Below are 4998 nucleotides of genomic sequence, written 5' to 3'. Positions count from 1 at the left end.
CCCCCTCCCCCACTGCACCCGGCAAAGCCGCACCCTCGCCGGACCGGCCGCAACCCGACCGCTCCAGCGCCGGCTCCGTGCTGGGCACGATCGGCCGCGACGACGACACCGACCCGGTGTTCCTCCTGATCACCCCGGACCGCGTCGAACTGCACACGCTGGCGTGGTTCAGCAAGTACTGGTCCCGCGAGGCCGGCCACAGCAGGGCCCGGCAGCACTCGCCGCTGTTCTTCCGGCTGCTGGCACCCGGCACGGTCCGCCCGCAGAGCTTCTGCGTCCACGGTGAAGACCACCATGGCCACGCGTACGCCGACGGGCGCCGGTTCCTGCACTGCACCGCCACCCTCACCACGGCCCCGGATCACCCTGCCGACCAGCCGCTCAACTACCGCTTCCACTACTGGCAGCACGACGGCGGCCCGGGCGAACCGCCGGTCACGGATGTGGAGACGTACGCCCTGCCGCCGCTGATCCCAGGTCCGTGACTGACCCTCGCGCCGCTGTCCTTCCGCCCGCCGTTCGCCGGCTTCCCTCCCTCGCAAGGAGCACGATCATGACGTCCCGTCCGCCCCGGCTCCCCGTCCCCGCTGCGCCCGGCGAGTCGGCCGCACCCGGTTCCGCGGTCGTCGTGGAGGACGGCCGCGACATCCTCCTGCGCCGCAGTCTGGAGGACTACGCCCGGTCCGCGCAGGTGAACGTGTTCGAGGCCGCCCGGGCGCTGGAGGAGTTCCGGGCCGGCGGCGGCCCCGGCGCCCTGGAACGCGCCGAGGAGGCGGCCGACCGGGCCATCACCACGTTCCAGGTCCGCACCGGCGAGAAGGACATGGCCGCCTGGCAGACGGCGGTGACGTACATGGTGGAGCTGTATGCCACGCGGCACAGCGCGCACCGCCTGTCCGTCTTCGACCCGGCCCCTGCCCCGCCGTCCCTGTTCATCCCCATCAGTCCGCTGCGGCTGGAGAAGATCAGCTGCGACGGGCACGCCCTCGTCCTCCGTGCCGGGGGCTTGCTGGAGCGGGCGCGTCGTGGCGGCGACGAGATGGACACCGCCCGGGCCCAGCAGGCGATCCACGAGGCCGCCCGGCTGCTGCACCACGAACTCGACGGCCTGTCCTTGCCGTTATGGATCCTCATCGTCCGCTTCTGTGCGGAGATTCATGCCGACAGCCTCCGCGCGCACCGGGCGGCCGGGGCGGACTGAGCACCGGCCGGCACCCCATCGCACGGTGTTCCGCCCGCCGGTGAGAGCTGTTCCCGCTCCCGGACGATAGAGCCGGCGCCCAAACAGCGACTTGCCGCCTGCCTCTTGTCGAAGGATCTGTATCCGATGCCCGCTGTGGACCTGGCTGTGACACCGTTTCTCGTCGAGATCAGCGGAGCCGGGTTCAGCCACTCGGCCGTCTTCGCCTCCCTGGACGACGCCTACTCCCGCGCGTGGGCGATCCGCGACACCGCACAGGCCGGACGTCTCGTGCTCTTCACCGACCGGTTCGGGCACGACGGCCGCTACCGGGTGCTCGGGATCGCCATCCTGCGCTGGAACCCGCTGACGGGGCACCTGCTCGCGCACGCGCGCAGCTGGCAGCTCAACGACCCGGACGCGGAGGCGCTGACCGCGCTGCCCGACCTCTGGTACGACGAGCCGTTGCCCGCGGACTGGCGGGCAGGAATCACCGGCGGCCACCTGGCCGCCGCGCAAGATCCGCCCGCCCGGCGCGCGGCGCGCGGGGAGGAAGGAGCGTCCTGAGCGTGGTTCACACGTCCTGGTGAACTGGGCGGAAGATGCGGAACAGAACTCCTGATCGACCGGTAAAGCAGTGAGTCAATGGCACACTCGTTCGCTCAACCGGCCCCGCTGTCCCAGGAGATGAGCATGACCACCACCCCCAGCACCGCCGCGCGCCTCGGCGGCTGTCTGTGCGGCTCGATTCGTTTCGAGGCCGCCGGTCTTCCCGATTACCCCCACACCTGTAGTTGTCCGCACTGCCAGAAACTGGGCGGCGGGCCGATGATGTCCTGGGTGTCGTTCCCGCTGACCGGCGTCGTCTTCACCGGCGAGCTTGCCTGGTTCTACACCTACCCGGGAGAGACCAAGCGCGGGCGGTGCCCGGTCTGCGGCGCCCAGGTGTGCGCCCTAGACGACGGGGCGAGCAGTATCGCGATCAACCTCAGCGCGCTGGACGACGCCTCCGATCTCGTCCCCGTGAACCAGAGCTTCCGCGAGACGGCGGTCCCGTGGCTGGCCCAGGTGCCCGACACCCGGTGCGCCGCCGCAGGCTGACCGCTCGAAACGTGTCCAGGCCGGGCGGGACGATCACGGCGGGGCCGCGTGCCGGCCGGGCCGCTGGGCCCGGCGGTTGCCGGGTGCGGGGCGGCGGGACCGGGGGGTGAGAATGGCGGCCATGTCGTTTTCTCTCGCCCGCTGTGTGGAGACTGCCGCCGGGCTGCTGGATGCCTGCGGGCCGCTGGAGCCGGTGCAGTTGGTCCTGAGCGCGCGGGATGTCCAGCTGGAGATCGGCGGGGCCGGCCCGGCCGCCGTGGAGAGTCTGGGCCGGCTGGCTGCCGTGGTCGGCGCGGATCTGGTTACCTCGCCACCGTGCGGCGCTGTGACGCACTCCCTCACGGCCGATCTCGCCGACGGGCTGGTCCTGGTCGCCGGCGTCTGCCCGCCCTTGACCGACGTGATTGGCGGTGGAGGAGTCCTGGTGACGTCCACCCGCCACACCGCGGAGTTGCTGCGCAGCGTGCTGCCGTGGGTGCGCGGGCTGGACGATCAGGTTCTGGGCGCACCGGAGTTGTGGGTGGTCGACCAGGGGCACGCCCATTCGCTGAGGCTGATGCTCGCGGCCGCCGCGGGCGACGATCTGCAGCTGCTGGGCACGGCGGCCGGCCAAGGACTCACGGGGCTGCGCCTGTGGCCCACGGACAGCGGCCTGGACGGCGCCGGGCAGCTTCCGTGCGGCCGGACAGCCCGGATCGGCATCGTCTCCTCGTACTGATCCCGTGTCCACTCCACCGCCCTGACCTTCCCCATCCGTGTTGCATAACTCGACAATTGCGTGTAGGGTAGTGATTATTGGCGGGCCACTCCCCCGCTGGCCTCCGGAGTTCCGACGGCTACACCGTGCGCGTATCGGACTCCGCCCCCTGACACGTATCCGCCCCGAGGAGCTTTCGCATGCGCGGAATCGACATGCCCGTCACCCCCGGAGCGATCCGCAGCCGCTTCCTCGCCCACCACGCGGCCTGGCTGGTACGGGCCGAGGCCGAACGAGGCGGCGACGACCCGGAGATCCGGCAACTGGCAGTGCTGCTGATCCGCGTGGAGCACGGCGAAGGCAGCCCGGAAGTCCGGGTGCGCTGCTCCTCCGACCTCAGGACCGGCCGGAAGAAGACCGCCGTGATCACCGCCGGGCTGCACATCGAAGGCGACCATGTGCCCGCCCACTCCCCCATCACCTACGGACCCACCCGCAGCCGCGACGGACAGCTGAAGCCCCACGAGTGGATCAAGCGGCAGATCTGGCGCAAGGACCCCGCGCGCTCCCGCCTCGTCGTCGACGAGCGCGTGCCCGTCCGCTGGGAGACCATCCCCAACTCGTAGGCGCGCTCCGTACACCCACCCTCCACCCCAGCAAGGAACGCACACCCATGGGTACCCTCCTGACCTACGCCCGGCCCGCCACCACCATCTCGACCAATGCACGCATGGCTCTCGGCGCCTACAGCGCGGCCCCAGTTCACAAGGCGGCGCACGACTTCCACGGATGCGTCAGCGACATGTGGGGATACACGTACTTCGCCATGTCGAACGGTGAGGGACGCGTGTGGACGGATCTCGGCGAGGAACTGCTCGCCCTCTCGAAGAAGCTCGCCGCCCCCGCACCCGCGCCGCCGGAGGAGTCCCGCGAGATCGTCGGTGCCGCAGGCCGTTTGATCACGCGCTTCGAGCAGGCGGCAGGCATCACCGCCGAGGCAGTCCCTGTGCTCGACGGCCCGCAAGGCTCCTGGCCCGCACCCGGCACCGGCGGTCCGTGCAGTGTCGCCGACATCGGCGCGGCTGCGGCAAAGCTCCTCGGCACGAACTGGCGTTCACAGCATCTGTCATGGGGCGTGGAGTCCTGTATCCAGCAGGACAACGACACGTTCGGCTACATGCTCGGCGTCGACGAATGCCGCTGCTGCCTGGCCCTGTCCGACGAGTCACGAAGCGGGGCTCGTACGGGGGTGGACGGCGCGACCGCAACCGACGGCCTGGCCAGTCTCGCCAGACAGGTCGCCGATCTCGTACTCCGCCTCCACACCAGCACCGACTGATCCTGCGCCACACCGGCCACGGCATCCCGTGCGGTGCCGATCCGGGCCGGCTTCGCCGAGCCCGGTGACGGGCTGCTGCGGTCTGCAGACGGCGTGGACGAACCCGACACGGTGGGCCTGAGGGTCCGCGCCGTCTCGGCGCCATCGCCCCGGCCGATCCTCCTCCCGCGCTCGCATCCCTCTTCCATCCCCCTTCTTCGCCCTTGTCTCTCCTGGAGCATCCCGTGTCCGTGTCCGACCCCTATCTCCTGCGTGTCCGTGACGCCTCGATCACCGTCGTCGACGCCTGTCCCGAGGACAACACCCCCAGCGACGTCTACGAGATCGCCGTCTTCGGCATCAGCGTCCTCATCCGCCGTCGCGCCCAGTGGGGTCCCACCGCCGACGTGCCGTACGTCCACATCGAGGATCAGAACGACGGGCCGGGCCTGCTGCTGGTCGAGGTGAACAACACCGGTGAACACGAACATCCCCGCCCCCTCCCCCACGGAGCGACAGCATGACCCACGAGACCGCCTACACCGCCGCCCGCCGGCTGATCGACCCGGACACCGACTACGCCGTCCATGTGCGCACTCCCACCGGCTGGCGGCAACCACATGATGCCGGGCAGCGCGAACTGCCCGGTCTGGACGTCCTGCTGGCGGCCCGGCGGGCGCTGCGCGCCGAGCCCGCCGGCAC

General features: G+C 70.8%; 9 protein-coding genes. All 9 read left to right on the top strand.

Annotated features, from left to right (window positions below; all coding sequences use genetic code 11):
- A partial coding sequence (locus tag AOK08_RS42240; RefSeq protein ID WP_198539575.1) for a hypothetical protein occupies positions 1-485 on the top strand: 485 nt, incomplete at its 5' end.
- A gap of 68 nt (positions 486-553) precedes the next feature.
- Positions 554-1201 (top strand): hypothetical protein, encoded by a 648-nt coding sequence (locus AOK08_RS42235; protein WP_055535908.1) that lies wholly within the window; start codon positions 554-556, stop codon positions 1199-1201.
- A 126-nt stretch (positions 1202-1327) separates the two neighbouring features.
- The gene (locus tag AOK08_RS42230) at positions 1328-1747 is read left to right on the top strand and encodes a hypothetical protein (RefSeq protein ID WP_055535906.1); all 420 of its coding nucleotides are present in this window, start codon (positions 1328-1330) and stop codon (positions 1745-1747) included.
- Between the two features lie 126 nt (positions 1748-1873).
- Positions 1874-2281: a GFA family protein gene (locus AOK08_RS42225; protein WP_055535904.1), complete on the top strand. Its 408-nt coding sequence runs from the start codon at positions 1874-1876 to the stop codon at positions 2279-2281.
- Positions 2282-2402: 121 nt separating this feature from the next.
- Entirely contained in the window at positions 2403-2999 is a 597-nt protein-coding gene (locus AOK08_RS42220; protein WP_157877055.1) for a hypothetical protein, read from the top strand.
- A gap of 179 nt (positions 3000-3178) precedes the next feature.
- Positions 3179-3604: a hypothetical protein gene (locus AOK08_RS42215; RefSeq protein WP_055535900.1), complete on the top strand. Its 426-nt coding sequence runs from the start codon at positions 3179-3181 to the stop codon at positions 3602-3604.
- A gap of 47 nt (positions 3605-3651) precedes the next feature.
- Positions 3652-4317 (top strand): hypothetical protein, encoded by a 666-nt coding sequence (locus tag AOK08_RS42210; RefSeq protein ID WP_055535898.1) that lies wholly within the window; start codon positions 3652-3654, stop codon positions 4315-4317.
- 224 nt (positions 4318-4541) lie between these two features.
- Complete coding sequence (locus AOK08_RS42205) at positions 4542-4820, top strand: hypothetical protein (RefSeq protein ID WP_055535896.1); 279 nt, start codon at positions 4542-4544, stop codon at positions 4818-4820.
- Positions 4817-4998: hypothetical protein (locus AOK08_RS42200; protein ID WP_157877054.1), on the top strand; the 182-nt coding region annotated here is incomplete at its 3' end. The genes AOK08_RS42205 and AOK08_RS42200, both read left to right, overlap by 4 nt.

This window comes from Streptomyces graminilatus (genome assembly GCF_001418565.1).
GTDB classification, from domain to species: Bacteria; Actinomycetota; Actinomycetes; order Streptomycetales; family Streptomycetaceae; genus Streptomyces; species Streptomyces graminilatus.
Note: the sequence above shows the minus strand (reverse complement) of the source record. Positions and strands in the feature narration are given on the sequence as shown.

Excerpts from the sequence above, each read along its gene's own strand:
- AOK08_RS42235 (WP_055535908.1), top strand. The coding sequence starts at position 554 with ATGACGTCCCGTCCGCCCCGGCTCCCCGTCCCCGCTGCGCCCGGCGAG.
- AOK08_RS42230 (WP_055535906.1), top strand. The coding sequence starts at position 1,328 with ATGCCCGCTGTGGACCTGGCTGTGACACCGTTTCTCGTCGAGATCAGC.
- AOK08_RS42225 (WP_055535904.1), top strand. The coding sequence starts at position 1,874 with ATGACCACCACCCCCAGCACCGCCGCGCGCCTCGGCGGCTGTCTGTGC.
- AOK08_RS42220 (WP_157877055.1), top strand. The coding sequence starts at position 2,403 with ATGTCGTTTTCTCTCGCCCGCTGTGTGGAGACTGCCGCCGGGCTGCTG.
- AOK08_RS42215 (WP_055535900.1), top strand. The coding sequence starts at position 3,179 with ATGCGCGGAATCGACATGCCCGTCACCCCCGGAGCGATCCGCAGCCGC.
- AOK08_RS42210 (WP_055535898.1), top strand. The coding sequence starts at position 3,652 with ATGGGTACCCTCCTGACCTACGCCCGGCCCGCCACCACCATCTCGACC.